This window comes from Bacillus aerolatus, from assembly GCF_009183655.1.
GTDB lineage: Bacteria > Bacillota > Bacilli > Bacillales > Domibacillaceae > Pseudobacillus > Pseudobacillus aerolatus.
Map to the genome: position 1 here is coordinate 126,891 of NZ_WEIO01000009.1, position 21,298 is coordinate 148,188.

At 43.1% G+C, this 21,298-nt stretch carries 18 protein-coding genes; 10 read left to right on the forward strand and 8 right to left on the reverse strand.

All coding sequences use genetic code 11. From position 1 onward, the window contains the following. The first annotated feature begins 69 nt into the window (after positions 1 to 69). From F9802_RS14660 to uvsE, 4 genes are all read left to right on the forward strand, one after another. On the forward strand, positions 70 to 1,716 hold the full coding sequence (locus F9802_RS14660; RefSeq protein WP_152153262.1) for a PhoX family protein: 1,647 nt from the start codon (positions 70 to 72) through the stop codon (positions 1,714 to 1,716). Between the two features lie 11 nt (positions 1,717 to 1,727). Further along, the gene (locus F9802_RS14665) at positions 1,728 to 1,925 is read left to right on the forward strand and encodes a twin-arginine translocase TatA/TatE family subunit (RefSeq protein ID WP_152153264.1); all 198 of its coding nucleotides are present in this window, start codon (positions 1,728 to 1,730) and stop codon (positions 1,923 to 1,925) included. A gap of 95 nt (positions 1,926 to 2,020) precedes the next feature. After that, on the forward strand, positions 2,021 to 2,767 hold the full coding sequence (gene tatC / locus F9802_RS14670) for a twin-arginine translocase subunit TatC (RefSeq protein WP_152153266.1): 747 nt from the start codon (positions 2,021 to 2,023) through the stop codon (positions 2,765 to 2,767). A gap of 90 nt (positions 2,768 to 2,857) precedes the next feature. After that, positions 2,858 to 3,739, forward strand: coding sequence for a UV DNA damage repair endonuclease UvsE (gene uvsE / locus F9802_RS14675; protein ID WP_152153268.1), 882 nt, complete (start codon positions 2,858 to 2,860; stop codon positions 3,737 to 3,739). A 44-nt stretch (positions 3,740 to 3,783) separates the two neighbouring features. Here the strand turns inward: uvsE and F9802_RS14680 are convergent, their stop codons facing one another. Further along, a complete protein-coding gene (locus F9802_RS14680) occupies positions 3,784 to 5,460 on the reverse strand; it encodes a glutamine--tRNA ligase/YqeY domain fusion protein (RefSeq protein ID WP_152153270.1) in 1,677 nt (558 codons plus the stop codon). Positions 5,461 to 5,597: 137 nt separating this feature from the next. On the opposite strand from F9802_RS14680, the gene recQ reads away from it, so the two are divergent. Together recQ and F9802_RS19750 are read left to right on the forward strand one after the other, a co-directional pair. Next, a complete protein-coding gene (gene recQ, locus F9802_RS14685; protein WP_152153272.1) occupies positions 5,598 to 7,736 on the forward strand; it encodes a DNA helicase RecQ in 2,139 nt (712 codons plus the stop codon). A 71-nt stretch (positions 7,737 to 7,807) separates the two neighbouring features. Continuing rightward, positions 7,808 to 7,948, forward strand: coding sequence for a hypothetical protein (locus F9802_RS19750; protein ID WP_191991999.1), 141 nt, complete (start codon positions 7,808 to 7,810; stop codon positions 7,946 to 7,948). Between the two features lie 352 nt (positions 7,949 to 8,300). Here the strand turns inward: F9802_RS19750 and F9802_RS14690 are convergent, their stop codons facing one another. Further along, a complete protein-coding gene (locus F9802_RS14690) occupies positions 8,301 to 8,663 on the reverse strand; it encodes a DUF948 domain-containing protein (protein WP_152153274.1) in 363 nt (120 codons plus the stop codon). Positions 8,664 to 8,939: 276 nt separating this feature from the next. Here F9802_RS14690 and F9802_RS14695 point away from each other — a divergent pair, with 276 nt between their 5' ends. Further along, positions 8,940 to 9,536 carry a DNA-3-methyladenine glycosylase gene (locus F9802_RS14695; RefSeq protein WP_152153276.1) on the forward strand — a complete coding sequence of 199 codons (597 nt, stop codon included), beginning with the start codon at positions 8,940 to 8,942 and terminating at the stop codon, positions 9,534 to 9,536. Between the two features lie 25 nt (positions 9,537 to 9,561). Here F9802_RS14695 and F9802_RS14700 read toward each other — a convergent pair whose 3' ends face one another. Then, positions 9,562 to 10,479, reverse strand: coding sequence for a DMT family transporter (locus F9802_RS14700; protein ID WP_152153277.1), 918 nt, complete (start codon positions 10,477 to 10,479; stop codon positions 9,562 to 9,564). 92 nt (positions 10,480 to 10,571) lie between these two features. After that, positions 10,572 to 10,784 (reverse strand): hypothetical protein, encoded by a 213-nt coding sequence (locus F9802_RS14705; RefSeq protein ID WP_152153279.1) that lies wholly within the window; start codon positions 10,782 to 10,784, stop codon positions 10,572 to 10,574. Between the two features lie 133 nt (positions 10,785 to 10,917). Between F9802_RS14705 and F9802_RS14710 the strand changes: the two genes are divergently transcribed. Continuing rightward, positions 10,918 to 11,517 (forward strand): general stress protein, encoded by a 600-nt coding sequence (locus F9802_RS14710; protein WP_152153281.1) that lies wholly within the window; start codon positions 10,918 to 10,920, stop codon positions 11,515 to 11,517. A 45-nt stretch (positions 11,518 to 11,562) separates the two neighbouring features. Here F9802_RS14710 and F9802_RS14715 read toward each other — a convergent pair whose 3' ends face one another. Beyond that, complete coding sequence (locus tag F9802_RS14715) at positions 11,563 to 13,560, reverse strand: alkaline phosphatase family protein (protein ID WP_152153283.1); 1,998 nt, start codon at positions 13,558 to 13,560, stop codon at positions 11,563 to 11,565. 169 nt (positions 13,561 to 13,729) lie between these two features. Between F9802_RS14715 and F9802_RS14720 the strand changes: the two genes are divergently transcribed. Next, positions 13,730 to 14,872 (forward strand): DEAD/DEAH box helicase, encoded by a 1,143-nt coding sequence (locus F9802_RS14720; protein WP_152153285.1) that lies wholly within the window; start codon positions 13,730 to 13,732, stop codon positions 14,870 to 14,872. A gap of 201 nt (positions 14,873 to 15,073) precedes the next feature. Here F9802_RS14720 and F9802_RS14730 read toward each other — a convergent pair whose 3' ends face one another. Further along, entirely contained in the window at positions 15,074 to 15,739 is a 666-nt protein-coding gene (locus F9802_RS14730) for a Dph6-related ATP pyrophosphatase (protein WP_152153289.1), read from the reverse strand. A 26-nt stretch (positions 15,740 to 15,765) separates the two neighbouring features. Continuing rightward, positions 15,766 to 17,322, reverse strand: a complete 1,557-nt coding sequence (locus F9802_RS14735) for an ABC-F family ATP-binding cassette domain-containing protein (protein ID WP_152153291.1) — start codon at positions 17,320 to 17,322, stop codon at positions 15,766 to 15,768. Positions 17,323 to 17,606: 284 nt separating this feature from the next. Here F9802_RS14735 and F9802_RS14740 point away from each other — a divergent pair, with 284 nt between their 5' ends. Further along, positions 17,607 to 18,929, forward strand: coding sequence for a hemolysin family protein (locus F9802_RS14740; protein WP_152153293.1), 1,323 nt, complete (start codon positions 17,607 to 17,609; stop codon positions 18,927 to 18,929). Positions 18,930 to 19,033: 104 nt separating this feature from the next. Here the strand turns inward: F9802_RS14740 and F9802_RS14745 are convergent, their stop codons facing one another. Next, positions 19,034 to 21,241, reverse strand: a complete 2,208-nt coding sequence (locus F9802_RS14745) for a GDYXXLXY domain-containing protein (RefSeq protein ID WP_152153295.1) — start codon at positions 21,239 to 21,241, stop codon at positions 19,034 to 19,036. Positions 21,242 to 21,298 lie beyond the last annotated feature (57 nt).

Below are 21,298 nucleotides of genomic sequence, written 5' to 3' on the forward strand. Positions count from 1 at the left end.
TACACTTAATATTCTTTTTCTATTATGAAGTTGGCAAGTTTAGTAGATAAAAATGAGAGGTGGAGCAAGATGGGGGAAGAATTAAATCGCAGAAAGTTTTTAACTTACGTAGGAACAGGAGTTACAGCTTTAACGGTGGCTTCCACAGGGTTAGGAGCATTTACACCAACAGTAGAAGCAAAAGGAGCGAAGGCCGCTTCTCATTTATTTGGGAGAAAGAAAAAGGTTTCGGGATTAAACTTTACACCTATAAAACCAACGGATAAAGATGATCTTGTGTTGCCGCGCGGCTTTAAATATGACGTAGTGGCCGCTTATGGGGATGTCATCAATAAACAGGGAGATACATTTGGCTATAACAACGACTTTACGATGTTTTTTCCGATGAAAGGCTCGAATGAACGGGGATTATTGTGGGTGAATCATGAATATACAAGCGATTTATGGGTGACAGGTCCGAAAAGTAAAGATGGTACATATACGAAAGCTCAAATAGAGAAATTACTTTATAACCAGGGCGGTTCCATCATTGAATTGTACCGCGATGAGGAAGGCGTCTGGAAAATGGATACGACATCCCAATTTGCCCGACGAATCACGGGATTGACGCCGTTTAAATTAACTGGTCCGGCAAGAGGAGCCAAAGCTGTTGGAGGCACAGATGTCGTACAAGGTACCTTTGCCAATTGCTCCGGCGGAAAAACTTTGTGGAACACAGTATTGTCTGCGGAAGAAAATTATGAATCAACGTCAGAAGCGGCTTCACTTAACGAAACGCATTACGGCTGGATTGTTGAAGTCGATCCATTTAATACAAGCTTTGCTCCGCGAAAACATACTGCACTGGGCCGCTTTCACCATGAAAACTCGGCAATGGGCCTAACAAATGACGGGCGTGTGGCGGTTTACATGGGTGATGACAAGACCGATGCATGTGTATACAAGTTTATCAGTAAAAATAAATACATAAAATCGCGCAAGCAAGCCAACTCCGCTTTGCTTGAAGAAGGAACGTTGTATGCGGCCAACATGTCGAAAGGTGAATGGGTGGCGCTCACGCTCGATGCTGTCCGGAAAAAAGCGGCAGGTAAGCAAGAGTTGCTTGAGAAATTCCAAACGCAGGCAGATGTGCTCGTCCATGCACACGAAGCAGCCATTTTACTCGGAGCGACTCCAACGGATCGCCCGGAAGACGTGGAAATCAGTCCGTTTGATAAATCTGTTTTTATCGCCCATACGAACAATTCGAAGCATGGAAATATTCATGGGCACATTACTCGTTTCTTAGAAGCGAATGATGATTTAGGCTCTTTAACGTTCGACTTTGAAATCTTTGCGTGCGGCGGGCGTCAAAGTGGATTCAGTGCACCGGATAATTTAACGTTCGACAGCGGTGGAAATTTGTGGACAGTAACTGATATTTCTTCAAGCTCTGTTAATAAAGGCGTATTTTCCTCATTTAAAAACAATGGTGTTTTTGTGATTCCTACATCTGGAAAAAACGAGGGAGATGCATTCCAGTTTGCTTCTGCTCCTGTGGAAGCGGAATTGACAGGCCCGTGCTTTACCGACGACGAAACGACCTTATTTTTAGCTGTCCAGCACCCGGGAGAAAACACGGAAGATATTAATAATCCGACAAGCATGTGGCCGCACCGCAAAGGCGACAATCAGCCGCGCCCGTCCGTCGTCGCCATTACAGGCTTTAAATATTAGGAGGTAATTTGATGCTGCAAAACATAGGAGTACCAGGGTTAATTTTAATTCTCGTTATCGCTTTGATCATTTTTGGTCCTTCTAAGCTGCCGGAGATCGGCCGCGCTTTCGGTTCCACATTAAAGGAATTTAAGAAATCAACGCGTGACCTCGTGTCAGAAGAGGAAGAAGAAACGGACAGCAAAAAAGAAAAGAAACACCTCGCTTAATTAGGCTGAATAACTGATAAGAGGGAATCCCAAAAGTGCCTGGCTCTTTGCTTTTGGGACAACCTCTTTTTCATTTCGATTAAAGGAGGGATACGATGCAAGACCGCAGCATGAAAGCGCTGGAACATTTTGAAGAAATGAGAAAAAGACTGATCATTACGCTGGCCGCTTTCTTATTATTTTTATTGTTATCTTTTACGTTTGTTCAGGATATTTATCATTATTTAGTGAAGGATTTGCCGTTTAAGCTGGCGCTGCTCGGACCGGGGGATATTGTTGTCGTTTATTTAATGATTGCCGCAGTGGTAGCAGGGGCGGCAGTAATTCCGGTTGCTGCTCATCAGCTTTGGCTGTTTATCAAACCCGCTTTGTCCCAATCAGAAAGAAAAACCGCACTTGCTTATATACCAGCTTTATTTATTTTATTTTTGGCAGGCATCTCGTTCGGCTACTTTGTTCTGTTTCCACTCGTTTTGTCTTTTCTCATGTCGCTGTCCGGGGAAATGTTCCAGACCTTTTTTACAACTGAAAAGTATTTTAAGTTCTTGTTGCATATGACGCTGCCGTTTGGAGTGTTATTTGAATTGCCGGTGGTTTTGATGTTTTTGACGAGTCTCGGCTTAATAAACCCTTATAAGCTGCGTGCTTTTAGAAAATATTCGTATTTTGCCTTGATTCTCGTATCAGTGTTTATTACGCCGCCTGATTTTATATCAGATGTGTTAGTCATTATTCCATTGATCCTGCTGTACGAAGTTAGCGTCAGCCTTGCGAAAGTAGTGTATAAAAGAAAAGTGGCTAAGCAGGAGAGGGAAGAAGCGGAATTAAAAGCGACCAGTTAATGAAAGAATTCTATGTATACGGCCGGCTTGCAAAGGGAATAGGAAGAAGAGAGGTGAACGAAAAATCTACATAGAAAAAGAGGCGGCCAGATGAAGCTTGGATATGCTTGTATTAATACCGCTCTGCCTTCGAGATTCAAAACGTGCCGTTTGAAAACAATCGAGACAGAAGGCATGAAAAAAGTAAAAGAGCTGGCGGTTCACAATTTAACAGAAGTAATTAATGTGCTGCGCTGGAACGTCGAGAACAGCATTTTCTTTTTCCGGCTAAGCAGTGAGCTTATTCCTTTTGCGAGCCATCCCATTATGACGTGGGAGTGGGAAAAAGATGCAGATATCGTTGCCTTGACGAATGAGATCAGGCAAATGCAGAAACGGTACGATTTAAGATTGTCCTTGCATCCGGGGCAGTATACGGTCTTAAATTCTCCTAAAGAGCAAGTCGTCAATAACTCTGTCGCTGAACTCGTCTATCATCAAAAAATGCTTCGCCTAGTTGGGGGACAGGACATGATTCTTCACGCAGGGGGTGCTTACGGCGACAAAAAGGCAGCGAAAGCAAGGTTTGTTCAAGAATACGCTAAGCTGCCGCAGGAAATAAAGAGCGTTTTAAGGGTTGAAAATGATGATAAAACATATACGGCAATGGATGTGCTTGAGCTTCATGAACAAACGGGGGCGCCAGTCTGCTTCGATATTCATCACGATCGATGCAACTACGAAGAAGGAGCAGATACGGAAGCTGTCTTAAGACGCGTGTTTCAATCGTGGCCTTCGGGACAAATACCTAAAATGCATATTAGTTCAGGAAGAAATGCTGTTGCTGATCCGGCTCATCATGATTATATTCTCGAAGAAGATTTTGCGGACTTTTTACAGAAGCTCAATCACCGTGAGACCGATATTATGTGTGAAGCCAAAATGAAAGAACAGGCTGTGCTGAGGCTTCAGAAAACATACGTGGATCTTTAATGTGAAAATCCCGGACATACAATCTGTGTCCGGGATTTTTTGCGTTATTTTAATTTAAATGAGCTTTTTAAAGAAACGATGCGGTTAAATACCGGCTTTTCCTTTGTTGAATGGTTCGGATCGACATTGAAATAGCCGTGTCTGAAAAATTGAAACTTATCATGCGGCTTGACATCGTCCATATTTGGTTCGATGAAGCCTTGCACGACTTCGAGAGAATTTTTATTGACGTAGTCAAGAAATGTCTTTTCTTCTGTTTCTTCTGCTGTGTCAGCTTCGGCTTCTTCTTCCGCATTTAAAATCAACGGTTCATATAGTCTGAATTCTGCCGGCAGGGCATGCTTGGCGTCCACCCAATGAATGGTTCCTTTTACTTTGCGCCCTGTAAAACCGGAGCCGCTTTTCGTTTCCGGATCGTACGTGCAGCGAAGCTCCACAACTTCTCCGTTTTCATCCTTAATGACTTCTTCACACTTAATGAAGTAAGCGTGTTTTAAGCGGACTTCATTTCCTGGGAACAGGCGGAAATACTTTTTCGGGGGATTCTCCATAAAGTCGTCTTGTTCGACGTAAATTTCTCTGGAAAACGGTATTTTTCGCATGCCCATCTCAGGGTTTTCCGGGTTGATTTCAGCATCAAGCCACTCCACCTGATCTTCCGGATAGTTCGTGATCACAATTTTTAGCGGCTTTAATACACCCATTGTCCGCGGCGCTGTCAGCTTTAAATCTTCTCTGACAAAATGTTCAAGCATCGCTTCATCAACGACACCTGATCCTTTCGAGACACCTGTTTCCTTCACGAATTCGCGGATAGCGCCTGGGGTGTACCCTTTTCTTCGCAGTCCGGAGATCGTCGGCAGACGGGGGTCGTCCCAACCGTCGACAAACTCCTCATCAACGAGCTGCTTTAACTTCCGCTTGCTCATGACTGTGTTCGAAATGTTTAAGCGGCCGAATTCAATTTGCTGCGGCTTGTGTTCCATTTCGCACTCTTCCACGACCCAGTTATAAAGCGGGCGTTGATCTTCAAATTCCGTCGTACAAAGGGAGTGGGTAATGCCTTCGATGGCATCTTCGAGCGGATGAGCGAATGCATACATTGGATAGATGCACCACTTATCGCCCGTGTTGTGATGCGCTGCATGAGCGACCCGGTACAAAACAGGATCGCGCAAGTTAATGTTTGGAGAAGCCATATCAATTTTTGCGCGAAGCACTTTTTGTCCGTTTTCGAATTCGCCATTTCGCATTCGTTCAAACAAGTCTAAATTTTCTTCGATTGTCCGGCCGCGGTACGGGCTTTCTTTTCCAGGTTCCTTCAGCGTCCCGCGGTATTCTCTGATTTCATCTGCTGTTAAATCATCAATGTACGCCTTGCCTTTTTTAATTAATAAAATCGCCCGGTTATACATCTCTTCAAAGTAGTCAGAAGCAAAACGAAGGTCTTCCCATTCGTAGCCGAGCCATTTTACGTCTTCTTTAATGGCGTCCACATATTCTTGATCTTCTTTCAGCGGGTTTGTATCATCAAAACGCAAGTTTGTTTTCCCGTTGAAATCGTCTGCTAGCCCAAAGTTAATGACGATCGATTTTGCGTGTCCGATATGAAGGTAACCATTTGGTTCAGGCGGAAAACGAGTCATGACGTGATCACGTTTTCCGGATTCTAAGTCTTCTTTAATAATCGTTCTGATAAAGTTTGATGAATTGTGTTCCAAATTGCTACCAGCCTTTCTGTTTTAGCTATAGTTATTTCTCATTATAGTGAAGTCAACCGCATAAATCCATCATGAAAAGCAGAGGGTAATTGCTTTTGCATGTTATAATTAGAAAAAAGAACGAAGGAAGTGTAAGGATGCTTCAACAAGCCCGGAATCATTTACAATCTTATTTTGGCTATTCTGCTTTTCGCAGCGGACAAGAGCAGGCCATCAGCCAGGTGCTTGAAGGGAAGAACACGATTTGTGTGATGCCGACTGGCGGCGGGAAATCGATTTGCTACCAAATTCCGGCTCTTGTACTCCCTGGAATTACGGTTGTTATTTCTCCGCTTATTTCTTTAATGAAAGATCAAGTAGACACGCTGCTTGAGGCGGGTATTGCAGCTGCATACATTAACAGTTCGCTCAGTGCCGCAGAAGTGCGTGATACGATGGCAGCCGCTAAGCAGGGAGAGTACAAATTATTGTATATTGCGCCTGAACGGCTTGAGTCACGTTCATTTATAGAGGATTTAAAAGAAATGCCAATCCCGCTTGTAGCTGTAGATGAAGCCCATTGTATTTCACAGTGGGGCCATGATTTTCGGCCAAGCTACCGGCAAATTCAGCGTCTGGCCGAGCTTTTGCCGCAAAAGCCTGTTGTTCTCGCCTTAACTGCCACGGCCACTCCGAAAGTGCGTGAAGATATTTGCCGGCTGCTGGCCATTGATGAAGCGAATACGGTTATTACAGGATTTGAAAGAGAAAATTTATCGTTCTCTGTCATCCAAGGGCAGGACCGCTATGTATTCATAAAAGATTATGTCCAGAAAAACGAAAAAGAAGCGGGTATTATTTATGCGGCTACGAGAAAAGCTGTCGACCAACTGTATGAAAAATTGCGTAAAAGCAACATCCCGGCAGCCCGTTATCATGCAGGGATGAGCGATGATGAACGAATTAATGAGCAAGACCGCTTTTTAACAGATGAAGCAACTGTTATGGTGGCGACGAATGCCTTTGGGATGGGGATTGACAAGTCCAATATCCGCTATGTCATTCACTATCAGCTGCCGAAAAATATGGAAAGCTATTATCAGGAAGCAGGGCGTGCAGGCAGAGATGGGCTTGACAGTGAATGTATCCTATTGTATTCGTCTCAGGATGTGCAGACGCAGAGGTTTTTAATTGACCAGTCTCTTGAAAGAGAACGGATTCCGCGCGAGCTGGAAAAGCTGCAATTAATGATTGACTACTGCCATACGGAAAATTGCTTGCAGAGCTATATCGTTAAATATTTTGGCGAAGCGTATGCGGAGCCGTGCGGGCGCTGCGGCAACTGTACAGATTCAAGAGCGGTTGTGGATGTCACGAAAGAAGCACAGATGGTTTTGTCATGCGTAATCCGGATGGGACAGCGCTATGGAAAATCGATCACTGCCCAAGTGCTGACGGGATCTAAAAATAAAAAGATCGCTGAATTCGGTTTTCACACTCTTTCAACGTACGGCATTATGAAAGAGCAAAGCGCCAAAGACGTTACTAATTTCATCGAGTTTTTAATATCACAGGAGCTGCTTAGTGTGGAGCACGGCTCTTATCCGACGATTTTTGTCACAAGTCAAGGCAAAGAGGTTCTTGTTGGCCAGCAGCTGGTCAAACGGAAAGAAGCGGTGCAGACAAAACAGATTGCTGCCGACGACCCGCTGTTTGAAGAATTGCGCAGCTTGAGAAAAAGTCTGGCAGAGCAGGCGGACGTTCCGCCGTTTGTCATTTTTTCAGACCGAACGTTAAAGGACATGTGCGTGAAGCTTCCGCAGACAGAAGGGGAATTTCTTACAGTCAGCGGTGTCGGGAGTAGTAAGCTTGAGAAGTATGGAGAGCTATTCATTGCAGCGATCACCGCTTTTTGTAAAGAGCATCCTGAACGGGAAAAAGGAGCGGCTGCGGAGCAAGCTCTCATCAAGCCTCAGAAAAAAGCGGCCAGCCAATCCCACTTGGACACGCTTGAGCTGCATAAACAGCATATGACAGTTAGTGAAATTGCCGAAAAGCGGGAGCTCGCTGTGAGTACGATCGAAAGTCATTTATTGCAGTGTGCCGATGAAGGAATGAAGGTGGACTTACCTTTGCTCGTACCTGAAGAGTACTGGACGTTGCTTGATAAAGCTGTACAAGAAGCCGGCCGTGATAGGCTGAAGCCCATTAAAGAACTCGTACCTGAAGAAATAACGTATGGTATGATCAAGGCGTTTTTGAAGATCGGCTGCCCGGAAGAAAGCTCTCATTCATAAATTTCTTTTAGATGATTACTTTTGCTGAAAGAGGGAAAGGTAGAAGTGATCAACTGGGAAGTAGAATAGAAATGAAGAAGAAAAAGTACGTTCTTGCTTTCATGTCATCCATTTTATCAATGAGCCTTTTATTTGCTTGTGACGGCGTTGATGAAGGTGAGCCGGATCCATCCGAGGAACCTTCTGAGCCACAAGAAGATGATTCCCAATAAAGAATAAGCTGACGAGGATTGTGTGAATAATAGTTGACATCTTTTTTTAAGGATGATATAATTTAAAATTCATGATACTAAGTAACTTAGAACGTTTCATATAGATAAATATTGGCATTCTGCTATGTTTTTGAAGTAATACTTATTCAAACTGGAGCGGCTTCGGAGCCGCAAGGACTTAAGAGAAGGCAGGGCTTAGGTCGTTTAGGTTCATCAATAGACGACGATGTGGAATATAACCGCGGCGGTTCATTTCATGAAGGGAAATTTTCCCCCTTGAAAGCGTTGTGAGTTACAAATAAATGAAAAAAACCGGCCTGATTGATTCAGGCCGGTTTTTCTATTACATAGATTAAACAGGTTCTGCTTTCTTTTTTCGTTTAGGGACAGGCAGTTTAAGCTTCGTCTTTTCATCTAAAAAGTTCAGTGCCGTTCCCAGTTGTTTAATGGACTCCGGCGTTCTTTTCGCTTCATCGACTATGAACATAACAGCTTCTTTTTTCTCGTCTATGTCTTGTTTAATGTTTTCCTGAGTTGCTTTTAATTTCTCTGTTTCTGATTGAATAGCTTCTTGTTTTGCTTTTAACCGCTCTGACGTTGCTTGCAGCTGGTCAATTTTCGGCTTCATTGATTTATAAGTGCTGAATCCGGAAATGCCTAAGTAAATCAATGCCCCGACGACAATGGCCAAACTAATCCATCCGATAATTTCCATACGTAAACCTCCTCTATTTAACCATATATGTATATACCTTACCCTTTATTGTAAACGATTTAACGAAAATTATCGGTAAAAAAGTTTAATTTGTTCATTTTTGGCCGGATACTAGTTATATGGCACGGGCAAGAAGGGTAAAACATTCAAGACGGCTAGTTAGAGCAGTGGAGGGATTAGGATGAATGGATATGTATGGCGATAGGAACACAATTGTTTTTCACATCGAGAAAGGGAAAAATAAAAGGTGAGAAATAGGTAAAGGGGGAGTGTGAAATGGAGCAGAAAGCAGACTTTGTTCCGCTGGATGAATCTTTTTTTCAGCAGCCAACCTTGCAGCTGGCAGAATCGCTGCTCGGCTGTTTGCTTGTAAAGGAAACGAAAGAAGGCACGGCTGCCGGGTTCATTGTTGAAACAGAAGCTTACAGAGGGCCGCTGGACCGGGCGGCTCATAGTTTTAATAACCGCCGGACGAAAAGAACGGAAATTATGTTTCATGAAGCTGGCCGCATCTACACATACGTGATGCATACTCATTGCCTCGTTAATGTTGTCACTGGAGAAGAAGGCGTACCTGAAGCGGTATTAATAAGGGCTGTTGAGCCGTATGAAGGGATCGACTTAATGTTTGAGAGACGGGGCGGCACGTCGATGAAAAATTTGACGAGCGGGCCTGGGAAACTAACGAAGGCGATGGGCATTACAATGGAGGACTACGGCAATCGTTTTGATCAACGTCCTCTTTATATAACAAAAGGGTTTACACCTGAAGACATTTCAACAGGCCCGCGTATCGGCATTGATAATTCGGGTGAAGCAAAGCACTATCCGTGGCGGTTTTGGGTGACAGGCAATCAATACGTATCAAGATAAAAGGTGGAGCACTCGGCTCCGCCTTTTACCTGTGTTGCAGTTTTCTTCTCCGCCGCAGAACTAATTCTTCCATTGAACCGGAACCGAGCAGTACGCCGGGAACAATTAATAGCAGCCCGATTAAATGAGCAGGCAAAATCGCTTCTCCGAGAAAAACGGCCGCCCCGACTAATGAGAAAAAAGTATTCAAGTTCAAAAAAATAGAAGTTTCAGCAGCGCCAATTTGTCCGATCGCATGGTTATATATCATATGTCCAAGTGCGGTTGCCAGCACGGCTGAAAAAAGGAATGCCAGCCAGACGGCAGGCGTGCCATGAGTCAGACTTGCCAGACCTGCCGGCTCTTTCCACAGACTGATCAGAAACAGCAGCACGGAGCCGATTAGTAACATGTATCCCGTTAATAATCGGGGATCTAATGTTTCTGCTGCTTTTTTAATGACGATAAAACTAAGCGCCTGTGACAAAATTGCAAGAAAAATATCTAAATCACCGACTGAAACGGAATTAATTCCACCGTCTCCGGCAAGAACAGTGAAGCTGACACCGGTGCCGCCGAGTAAAAAGCCGAGCAGGCGGATGTTAGTCGGCCGCCTTTTTAGGAGTATCATCGACAAAAGAGCGGTCAACAGCGGTCCTAGTCCTAAAATTAATCCGCCATTTGCTGCCGTTGTTTTGGACAAGCCTGTAGATAAAAAGTAATGATGGCTGACTACGCTCAGCATGGCTCCGCTAATAATATAAAGCCATTCGTTGCTGTGCGGCTTTCTCACTTTTCCAAGAACGCCCAGCACCAAAAATACAGTAACAGATGCTATGAAAATTCTGAGCGCTGTTATGGTAACGGGCATAAAGTGTTCTACTAAAATTTTTATTACGGAGACATTTAAGCCCCAAATCAACATGATTCCTATTAAAACTAAATAAATTTTCGAATTTCCCACAGTAATCCGCCTTTCCCCGAACACCCTTCCTGTTACCATTATACAGCAAATTTGTACGAAAAAAGAAAAAACCCGCCGAAAGACCGGCAGGCTTATCCAGGATACTTTTCTTCGCTTGAAGAATCATCCTTTGTTCCGTGTTTATCTTTTTCTTCCTCTTGTTCCATTCTTAAATCTTCTAAAGGGATAGAGTCGACCGTTTGTTCACTTTTGAATTTATCATAAATACTTTCTTTGTCGGTTTCCATTTGGTCGGGATTGTCCATTTTTCCACGTTGCAGTGGTCTTTTTTTCTCTTCAGCCATCAGGCCACCTCCACTCGTATTTACTTCATTTATACCTTTTATAGGAAAAGTTAAACCTATCCGCATGTTGTTTATGTTTTAGTGAAAGGGGAAAACAGAAGGTGAACATCGAAAAACAGAGGAGGAGATTTTGATGGTGAACGATCATAATGAAAAACAAATTGTTGGAGTTTACGATACACACACTGAAGCAATTGAAGCGATTGAAGATTTAAAGCGTCAAGGCTATCATTCAGATGAAATTTCCGTGATCAGCAAAGACCGTGAAGAATTAGAATATGTAGAAGATACGACAGATACAAAAGCGGAAGACGGAGCTGCGGCTGGCGCAGCTACCGGAGGCATACTCGGCGGGCTCACTGGAGTCGCAGCAGGCGCAGGGGCACTTGCCATTCCGGGAATAGGTCCAATTATTGCTGCGGGTCCAATCGTAGCCGGACTGACCGGTGCAGCCGCCGGAGCAGGGGCTGGAGGATTAACCGGAGCATTGATCGGACTCGGTATCCCGGAAGAAGATGCGGACCGGTATAACAACTATGTAAAAGAAGGAAAAATGCTCGTTCTTGTCGACCGTGACGCCCGTTTAACGGACGGTGACGGAGGGACGATAAACCGTGACACTCATCTAGCCGACGGAGGCAGCCGAATTATTGAAACAGAAAGAACGATTATTAGAGGAAACGATCATATCGATGGAAATGGACATCCTCTCAACTCAGACAGCCGCTTATAAGGAAAATGAGAAGGACAGGCCCGGTTTAAAGGGCCTGTCCTTTTGTTATTTTAAAAGTTCTTTGATTGGTTTTCCATCTATAAAGGATGGAGTCCGAAGGTTCATTAATCGGTAAACGGTTGGGGCGATATCAAGCGTGGACACGTGGCGTTCAATTTCTCCATGGCTAATATCTTTCCCATATGCATAAAAAACAGGCCGCAGTTCTTTTCTTTTTGGATCACCTCCGTGGCTGCCTAGTTCTTTCGTTGGTTCAATGGCTTTTTTGGCATCTTTGCCGATGATGTAGCCAGGAGCGGCCGCCAGTATCACATCACCAGCATTTCGGTGATCAAAGTTATTAGCTTCTTTTTGATCCGATTCAGTAATTTTTTCGTATGGATTTTCTTTTTTGTCTTGAATTACGTGGAACATACTGTTGACCATATCTTTCGTTTCCTGCCAAGTCAAACCGTTCTCACCAGCACGGTCGCGCCATTCGTTGTAATGGTGCTTTAATAATTTTTTTCTTGAGGCGAGTTTTCTTTCATCTTTAATGCCCTTGAAAGTGCGGACAATTTCATTTTGCACTTTTTCATAATCTTTTGGGTCTACTATTCCGTCTTTTTCCCGGCCTTTTAAATTAATGTAGACATGAGCGATCGTTCCGCTCGCGACAGCGTACGCTTTCGAATTTGACAGGTCAACTTCTCCTTTTTTGTTAAGTTTGAGAAGCCCGGCCTTTTTCAACTCGTAATTTGGAGAGATGCGGGAGTGAATCGGCTCCATTCCATGATCTGACACAATAAACAGCCGGTCGTTCTCTGTCATCGCAGCACTTGTTTTTCCAATAGTGTCATCCGCATTTTCATATGCCCATTTAATATAAGATTCATATGTTTTTACGGCTTCTTGACTGTAGCCGGGCTGCCGCGGATCGGTCAGTAGAAATTCATGCTCTTCCAAATCAATATGAGGCTCGTAAAACATGAGCAAATCAGGTTTGTATTCTTTCTTTATAAAAAGAGAAGTATCTGCCAGCCAATCTGCGAAGTTCTCATTAATCTCTTCATATTCTTTTCGGGAAATCCAGCCTTTTTCAAACGCGGGCAAGTCGTCCTGGTCAGGGAAAAAGCCAAAACGTTCAACAATTTTTTCTTTAAATCCTTCAGGTCCTTTAATTAAGCCAGTTGTCACCGCTGTCCGGTAAAATTTGACGGAAGAAAGATCTTTTTTGCTGCCTTTTAATTTAAATAGGAAGCCTGCCGAATCCGCACCTTTTACTTGGAGAGGAAGCTGCCCCCATTTGTTCAACTGAACAGATGCATCTTGTGAATCGACCGTGAGATCTTCAGATACGTGAAACCGGTCGTAATCTTTTTTGTTATTGTCTGAAGAGTCGATCGCTAAAATGTGTATATAAACATCTTTTTTCCCTTGCAGCTTGATTTTTAAATGAGCTTCTTGCGGTTCGGAAAAGCTTTTTGGCGGGTTATCCCATTTCTTTACCGGTTTGAAATCGAGCTTATTGTAGCTGCTTTCAGCGAGCACGTCTCCATAATAAATAGAGTAGTCGGCCTCATTTTCTTTTTGGGGGTTTGAACCGGGGAATCCGATAACAGCCGTTACTTTCCCTTGTTTTTTAGCTTCTTTCCAAAGCGGGGCTACATCGATATTCGCCTGGAAAGCATTCTTTGTTTTGTTAAGTTTTTTGCCGCTATAGTGAAATTCGTTGCTGACGAAGCCTGTTTTTTCCGGTTTGGCTCCTGTAGCTATTGAAGCGTGGGAAGCAGCAGTTAAAGAAGGATTAACGGTTGTGATATCTTTCGCATACATGCCTTCTTTTTTCAATTTCTTTAAATGCGGCATGCTGCCGTCTTTAATATACTTTTCGGCATAATCATGTCTCATGCCATCAAAAGAAAGAATAATCATCGTTTCTTTTTGAGGAGGTGCTGCTGTGGCTGCTGCAGGGAAGGCAGCTAAATTCAGAAGCAGTGAGGCTGCAATCACTTTTCTATAAAGAGTTTTATGCATCATTTTGAATGTCTGGTTGATATTCATTATCTATCTCCTTTAGCTGGTATGATCAAAAAGACTGCCTAAACAATCATTCCTCTTTTTCAGCGGTTTGAAACCTTTTAAGCGGGGGATTGCGAAAACGGCAAAAGTTTTCCATAATGAAAGAACAACGACACCGATATTAGCGGTGAAGAAAAAAGAAGGAGTTTATATGACAAATCAATCTTTTACTTTAAATACAATGAAACCATTTTTGCAAGAAGCCTGGGATAAAGCTGGCTTTCAATCACCAACACCAATTCAGGAAAAAGCGGTGCCAGCTATTCTTGAAGGAGCAGACATTATTGCCGAATCACCGACAGGAACAGGAAAGACACTTGCTTACTTGCTGCCGCTTCTTGAGAAAGTGGATCCTGCGAAAAAAGCTGTTCAGGCAGTGATTCTTGCCTCGTCAAGAGAGCTTGTTATGCAAATTGCCGATGAGGTCCGTGCGTGGGGGGGCGGCATTTCAAGTGCTGCGTTCATCGGCGGCGCGAATGTGAAGCGCCAGCTGGAAAAATTGAAAAAGCAGCCGCAAGTTGTGGCGGGCACGCCGGGCCGGATCCAAGAATTAATTCAAATGAAGAAATTAAAGATGCATGAAGTGAAGCTGCTCGTTCTTGATGAAGGCGACCAGCTGCTCGTACCGGAACATACAAAAAATATCGAAGCCATCATTAAATCGACGATGAAAGATCGTCAGCTTGTTATGTTTTCAGCTACGATGCCCGAAAAGGCGGAAGCTGCAGCAAAAGCATGGATGAAAGAGGCGAAAGTGATTAAGGTGGATAAGGAAGAACTGCCTCAATCGAAAGTGGATCATTTGTATTTCGTGTGTGACCGCAGGGAGAAGCAGGTGATGGTTGAGCGCATTATGCGCGGGTTTGAGCCGGAACGGATGCTGGCGTTTATTAAAGACATCGGCGAAGTAAATGCTTTTTCTCAAAAGCTCGACTATAAAGGCTTTGCCAATGGCATTCTTCACAGTGACTTGAATAAACAAGAGCGGGCAAATGCATTAAAGCAATTCCGGGAAGGAAAGCTGCCTTTGCTTTTTGCTACAGACGTGGCGGCGAGAGGCTTGGACATTAAAGGATTGAGCCACGTCCTGCAATTTGATCTGCCGAAAGATGCGACGCAGTATACACATCGAGCAGGGCGCACAGGTCGTTCTGGTGAAGCTGGTACCGTTATCACGTTAGTAACGGAAAGAGAAGAGCGTGACTTGAAGCGAGTAGCGAAAGAATTAGGGATCGAACTGAAGAAAAAGCTATTTTATAAAGGAAAACCTGTAGATGAAGACAGGAGAGATTAATCGAAAAAATAATTAGATGGGGCTGTCCCAGAAGCAAAGAACTAGACACCTATAGGACAGCCACTTGAGAACAGGATAGATTTGCTCATCACTTCTGCGTGTTTTTTATCAATAGGCTGGCCTTGTTCACCATTTCCGTCTACTGAAAAAGAGAGTGTCCAAAAGCCTAGCTTTTGGACACTCTCTTTTTTTTGCTTTTGCTTAATCAATTGGCTGAATTTCCAACCTTTTGCTCGTTTCATTGGAGGTGATGCTTTCCTTGGTAAATTGGATAGGATTTTGAAATAAAGGCCCGTCATAAACAAATGTGTGATATTCTCCATTTTCTCCTAGTGGACAGATGTCTTTATCCCGAATCTTTTCAAAGAACGCAGCATCTAGATCATGGCCGAGCCAGCTGTCATCCAGAGCGTCTTCACGGACACGGATTACAGTTGCTTTGTAGCCAGAATTTATAAATGTCTTCAGCAAGTTCAGACTCTCTTCCTGCTGGATCCAGAGTGGATAGATGGCTTGCAGTCCAGCAGCAACGGCTACTTTCTCGCCCCATTCCCGGTGGCCGTCCAAGTAAATATCGCCAAATGCGATACCTTCAATCTGATACTTTTGCTTTAAATGGATTAAGTCTTCAATGAAAGCTTCTGTATAGCTTTCAAACGTACAGCGAATAAAATGAACAGGAATAGAAAGAGACCCGCTTTGTCGTTCGATCATTTCAATTTTTTCCCCATGGGCAAATGTCAGGCCCATCTCTTGCGGAACGGTCGTGACAAGGCAGGCAAGTTCATATTTTTGATTAACTAAAGAGTCGAGCGCTAGGCAGCTGTCTTTGCCGCCGCTCCATGATAAAGCAATTCGTTTAACCATTTAGCATGTCTCCATTATTGAGTATTTTAAAAAATTTTTGTCGTCCATGATTCACAATTCCATACTTCAGTTGCGACTTCCTGGTAAAATTCAGGCTCATGAGAGATAAGCAGAATACTGCCTTTATATGCTTTTAGCGCTCGCATCAACTCATCTTTCGCTTCTACGTCTAAGTGGTTGGTCGGCTCGTCAAGAACAAGCAAGTTCGTTTCGTTATTAATCAATTTGCACAGGCGGACTTTTGCTTTCTCTCCGCCGCTTAGGACGCTGACTTTGCTTTCAATATGCTTTGTCGTCAAGCCGCATTTAGCAAGAGCGGCGCGAATTTCATATTGGGTAAAAGAAGGAAACTCTGTCCAAAGTTCCTCAATGCACGTATGGTTACTTCCGGATTTAATTTCCTGCTCGAAATAGCCGATCTGTAATGATTCACCTCGCGCTACTTTTCCTGCCAGCGGCTGGATCTCACCGAGTATGCTGCGAAGCAGTGTTGTTTTTCCGATGCCGTTCGCCCCCGTTAAGGCGATTTTTTGCCCGCGTTCCATGCGCAAGTTCAGCGGCTTAGAGAGTGGTTCATTATAGCCGATGACTAAATCATTCGTTTCAAAAATCAGTTTGCCGGACGTGCGGCCTTCTTTAAAATTGAATTCCGGCTTTGGCCGCTCTTGTGCCAGTTCGATGACGTCCATCTTATCAAGTTTTTTCTGCCTGGACATGGCCATGTTTCTCGTAGAAACTCTTGCTTTATTACGGGCAACAAAATCCTTTAGTCCGGCAATTTCCTGCTGTTGTTTTTTATATGCCGCTTCGAGCTGCTGCTTTTTCATGTCATACACTTTTAGGAACTCATCATATGAACCGGCGTAACGGTTCAATTCTTGATTTTCCATATGATAAATTAAATTAATGACGCTGTTTAAGAAGGGAATATCATGAGAAATTAAAATGAATGCATTTTCATATTCCTGTAAATAGCGTTTCAGCCACTCAATGTGCTGTTCATCCAAGTAGTTCGTCGGTTCATCGAGGAGAAGAATATCCGGTTTTTCAAGAAGAAGCTTAGCGAGCAATATTTTTGTCCGCTGCCCTCCGCTTAAATCATGGACATCCCGCCCAAGCCCAATTTCATCAAGACCAAGCCCGCGGGCGATTTCTTCCACTTTGGCATCTATGACATAAAAGTCGTTATTTGTTAATAAGTCTTGAATTGTACCGGTTTCTTCAAGCAGTTTTTCCAACTCTTCAGAAGAAACTTCCCCCATTTTAGCGAACAATTCATTCATTTCCGCTTCCAAGTCAAACAAATATTGAAAAGCGGTTTTAAGTACATCGCGTATCGTCATGCCTCTTTCAAGCACGGCATGCTGGTCCAAATAACCGACGCGGACATTTTTCGACCAAGATACTTTTCCTTCATCAGGCTGAAGCTGCCCGGTAATAATATTCATAAACGTAGACTTTCCTTCTCCGTTCGCGCCGATCAGGCCAATATGCTCTCCCTTCAACAGACGAAATGAAACTTTATCAAAAATGGCCCGGTCACCAAAGCCGTGGCTCAGCTGTTCAACTGTTAAAATACTCATTACAAAACCCTCTCACTATTAAAGTTATTTCCTGCATTTATTTTACTACGGAGATCTTGAAATAGAAACTATTCCTTATGGTGATTAGGGTGAACGCCATAAGTTGGTGCATATGTTAGCGGAGATGGTAAAACAATATGAAAAATAAAGGCTGTCTTCTAGTTATGGATGATTTTAAATTGGGTAAAGGTAGATATAAACTTGTGCGGGAGGTGAAAGAGGAAAGTAGAGAAAATGCATGAAGACTGAACAGTATAAGTCATTCTACGCTTTCCTTGCCGTCTTTGATCATTGTAAATGTATTGCTTATTGCTTTATTAATTGCGCTCACAGCTTTTTTTGTGGCTTCCGAATTTGCTATTGTCAAAGTCAGAATGTCGCGGATTAATCAGCTGGTTGCTGAAGGAAACAAAAAAGCAGTTGTCGCGAAAAATGTAATCACACATATGGACGAATATTTATCTGCGTGCCAGCTCGGAATTACAATCACTTCACTCGGACTTGGCTGGTTAGGTGAACCGACAGTCGAACGGATTTTGCATCCTCTTTTTGAACGGCTGAATGTAGCTCCTGCCGTAACAGGTGTATTGTCCTTTATTATTGCTTTTGCATTTATTACATTTCTTCACGTTGTAGTAGGAGAGCTGGCACCAAAAACGGTGGCGATTCAAAAGGCGGAATGGCTGACTTTGGCGTTGTCCCCCGCACTCACACTGTTTTACCGGGTGATGTATCCATTCATTTGGGCGTTGAACAGTTCGGCACGCTTATTGACAGGCTTGTTCGGACTTGAACCAGCATCCGAGCATGAAGTAGCCCATTCAGAAGAAGAGCTGCGTATCATTTTATCGGAAAGTTTTAAAAGCGGCGAAATTAATCAATCCGAATACAAATACGTCGATAACATCTTTGAATTTGACGAAAGAATCGCGAAAGAAATTATGGTGCCGCGTACGGATATGATTACGTTGGCCAAGGACTTAACTTGGGAGGAGATCACAGAAGTATTAAAACAGGAAAAATTCACCCGTTATCCAGTAGATGATGGAGATAAAGACAACATCATCGGCATGGTTAACATAAAAGAGATTTTTTCCTACTTTTTAAATAAAGACAACTATAACGAACGCCCGCTGGAATGGTTTGTTAAACCGACAATCAGTGTGATTGAAACGATTCCGATTCATGATTTGCTGCTGAAAATGCAAAAAGAACGTATTCATATGGCGATTTTATTGGATGAATACGGCGGAACATCGGGGCTTGTTACAGTAGAGGATATTTTAGAAGAGATTGTCGGCGAAATACGTGATGAGTTCGACATTGATGAAAAGCCGGAAGTGCAAAAGCTTGGCAGCGGCCACTTTATGTTAAGTGCACGTGTATTAATTACCGAAGTAAATGATATGCTTGGCATTCATTTGGCAGAAGACGATGTAGATACACTCGGCGGCTGGTTTTTAACACAAAATATTGATGTCAAACTTGGAGACACGCTCGAACAAGAAGGATATCAATTTATTATCCGTGACGTGGACGGCCACCATATTCACAGGATCGAAGTGAAAAAAACAACAAAGAGAGGAAGGGATGAGCTGTTTAATTAGAGAGCTTTTCCTTTTCAAAAAAGGACTGTTCCAAAAGTCGTTACTTAAAAGACTTTTGGAGTAAAATACAATAAAAAAAGAAGCTGGCAAATGCCGCTTCTTTTTTATTGTTTAACTAAAGTTTCCACTATTGCATCGCCGTTTTTAGCTACGCGGACGAGGGCGGTGTTTTTCTCTTCCCAATCTTCACCTGTATGTTCAGGGATGAAGAAGTGTTCAATGCCGAGTTCGAGATTTCCGTAACGACCTTTACCTTGAATGGTTACTACTCCTTCGTTTCCGCCCGCTGATTGGTTCGCTGATGCAAACCGGACCGGCGTGTAAATAGCGACGTCACTGCCATGGTAAGAGACTGTTTCTTTCGTCTTTTCTAATTGTACGTACAGTTTGCCTTCTTTGAAGCGGCCGTCTTGCTGCTCATTTTGGTAGGTAGTATGAATAACATAGTTCAGCTGCACATAATCTCCCTGCAGTAAGGAGCGGGGATCGATCGGTTCCAGTTTCAGCGCGACAAGCTCTCCGTTTTGCAGCAGCTGTTCTTTTTGCCATGAAGTGAACCCAATAAAAGCAAGCTGGACAACGAGAATGAGCGCAACGGGTTTCCAGTTCCATTCGAGAATGTTTCGTGCTTTTTCAGTGTTCTTTTTGCCCCACAAATAAAAGAGGAGAAAGAAAAGGGCACTGACAAGGAAAAATGCAAGTGACTTGTGCAAAAGCTTCCAAACGAACTCATAATATTTCCAGGAGAGAAAAGCAGCGACGGCTGCCCACGTGACCCACTGGTACAGTCGTGATGAGCTTTTCGGATGAGTTAAATGAAAGTAAAAATACACAACAAAAATAAGATGCAAAACAATTGACACAGAAACTGAATGATCTTCATCGCCTACCGTCATGGCAAAAAAATAGCAGAGAGACAACAAGTAAGCGAGCAGGCCCAATCGCTGTTGAGACCATTTCATAAACAAAGCGGCATTCAGCAGACCAAACAGAAGAAACACTATTTTTATCCACTCGCCGGAAATATCAAATTCCGAAAAAGTAGATAATATGGCGCTGAACAAGGCTCCATTTGCTGCTAAATAATAGAATAGTCCTGCTCTTATTCGAAAGAAGAGGAAAGACAGAACGATGAATGAGACAGCTAACAGCCAAAAAATCCACATTTGTCCGTGCATATAGGCAAAGAAAAATAAAAAAGCAATGCCGGTAATTTGCATAGTAAGCTGAACAACGATCAAATTTTTACTCTTAACAGCGAAGCTGCAGGCGATACAAACTGCTCCAATGGTGAAAAAGCTGTACATCATGCCATCGCCGAAGCTGAACAGCAAGGCGGCGAAAGAACCAATCGAAGCGATCGCGATGATCGTTGCTAAAAATGAGAGAATCCCGACGAAAAATTTATACGTATAACGGCTCCACTTTTTATCTGATTCTTTCGTTGTTTTCGCTAGCTTTTGCAGCACGTATACACTAAATCCGAAGACTGCGATCAGCAGCAAAAAGCCGGTGAAAAAAACAGTATCGCCAAACACCGTGATATAAATGAGAAAGGCGTTATAAATGATATAAACACCGAAAAAAAGCAGATGAACGGCCATTTCCACTGGATGTTTTTTGCGCTCATTGATGAACCTACGCCAAAAGAAAAAAATGAACGCGATGTAAATACCATGCAGCACCGTATAAAAAAGTGACCAAGAAGAGAAATCTGAAAAAATATCATAGATAGAATGTTTGTTCAGCAAAAAGAGAGAACAATATTGGGCGATGATTAACGTGATAAACCCAAGCTTTTCAAGCCCCGATTTTTTCAGAGTATAAAACAGCACGAGATGAACGAAAATCATTGCTAAATAAATCATCGCTTCTTGAGTTCCTGAGTAGTCCATCCAAAAACCGGTTGGATAAACTTTCATCCAAATCGTTAACTCAAACAGCAGCAGTGTCAGCCAGTAAAATGGCTGGTACTTTGTAAAGAAAGCAAGAAGCACAACAGGTACGAGCCAAATGAGAAACAAGAGATAGGAGTCTGCATGGGAATTATACGTCTGGCCAATAAGAGCCACGCCGACCCCAAAGGAGATGGCGGATATGAATAGCCACCAATTGCTTAAATAGGCAAACGTGGGGCTTCTTTTATAAAAAATTGATATGGCAAAGCTGACAATGATCATTGCTATGCTTAAACTAATTTTCACCGGACGGTCCAGCAGCGGCCAGTTAGAGGCAAAAAAGTACACGACTCCAGCAATTAAAAAAATCAATCCAAGAATATAGGGGATATCACCACGTTTATTTACTAGCATGGCGGTCAGTCCTTTCCGCTTCTTATAATAAATATATATAGCAATTTCACCAAATAT